The sequence below is a fragment of the Rhodoferax sp. UBA5149 genome (assembly GCF_002413825.1).
In the GTDB taxonomy this organism is placed as follows: domain Bacteria; phylum Pseudomonadota; class Gammaproteobacteria; order Burkholderiales; family Burkholderiaceae_C; genus Rhodoferax.
Window position 1 is genome coordinate 7,131 of record NZ_DHXT01000147.1, and the last position, 1,177, is coordinate 8,307.

The 1,177-nt window shown below is 65.8% G+C and carries 2 protein-coding genes and 1 pseudogene; all 3 read left to right on the forward strand.

The window, feature by feature from the left end:
* The coding region (locus B3V69_RS12680; protein ID WP_296447072.1) for a hypothetical protein at positions 1 to 259 on the forward strand (259 nt) is incomplete at its 5' end.
* Positions 256 to 780: a UGSC family (seleno)protein gene (locus tag B3V69_RS12685; protein WP_296447074.1), complete on the forward strand. Its 525-nt coding sequence runs from the start codon at positions 256 to 258 to the stop codon at positions 778 to 780. The genes B3V69_RS12680 and B3V69_RS12685, both read left to right, overlap by 4 nt.
* A 62-nt stretch (positions 781 to 842) precedes the next feature.
* A pseudogene (locus tag B3V69_RS12690) lies at positions 843 to 1,177 on the forward strand (L-seryl-tRNA(Sec) selenium transferase); the annotation flags it as partial.

The window sequence follows — 1,177 nt, forward strand, 5'->3', positions numbered from 1 at the left end:
CTGGTCGAAGGCGCGCCTGCGCGAGGAGTTGGAGCGTTTGCTGCTGTTGCCGGGCGACGAGATGGTCGTCGGTGCCGGCGGCATCGCCGAGGGATTGCCACTCAGTTTCGCCGGTGCCAGCGTGCCGAAATTCCGCCCTGGCGGGCTCATCATCGTGCGCGCCGGCGGCACCGCCGGTTTGTTTTCCGCCGTCATTGCCGGTTGGGCCGCATCGGGCCTGGTCGGTTCCACCCCTGTTTCCAAGGAGATCACAGCATGAACGCGTCCAGTATCCTGCTCGATCCGACTGCGGAGCGCGCGTCGGCCGTGCGTGCCTTGCAGCCGCGACCGGCAACACTCAGCGGCCTGACCGTTGGCATTCTCGATATCTCAAAAGCGCGTGGCAATGTTTTTCTGGACCGCATCGCCGAGCAGCTCGCGGCGCTCGGTATCGGCGTCAAGCGCTACCGCAAGCCGACCTTCACGCGCGTCGCGCCCATCCTGCTGAAGCAGCAGATCGCGGCCGAGTGCAATGTGGTCATCGAAGGTTTGGCTGACTGAGGGTCCTGCACGTCGTGCTGTATGCATGACATCGCAGATCTCGAAGGTCGAGGCATTCCAGGAGTCGGCATTGCGTCCAGTGAATTCGTGCAGGCGGCAGCCTTGCAGTCCAAGGTGCTGGGTATCGATCCGGCCCTGGTGTTCGTGCGCCATCCGATCCAGGACCGCAGCGATGCGGAGTTGCGGGCACTGGCGGACGAGGCCCTGGAGCAGATCATCCGGTCGATCACGGCCGCTTGATGGTTTAGCGTTTTTGATGGCGGCGGCGCCGGCCGTGGGCTGGCTTCCAAATGAGGCATGCCATGTCCACGCCTGAGGCCGCCAGTCCGGCGCATTTGCCGGCGGTCGACCGTGTGCTGGGCTGGCCGGCGGTCGCGGCCTTGATTACAGCGCATGGCCGCCCGCTGGTGCTGCAAGCCGTGCGCGATGAACTGGCGGGGCTGCGCGCACAAGCCACCGGATTTTCCGACGCGGCCCTCGTGCACGGTATCGGCCTGCGCGTCACGGCCATTGTGGCGCCCTCGCTGCGCAAGGTGTTCAACCTGACCGGCACCGTGCTGCATACCAATCTTGGACGCGCGCCCCTGCCGCCCGAAGCGATCGAGGCGATGGTACAGGTCGCCTCCGGCGCCTCCAA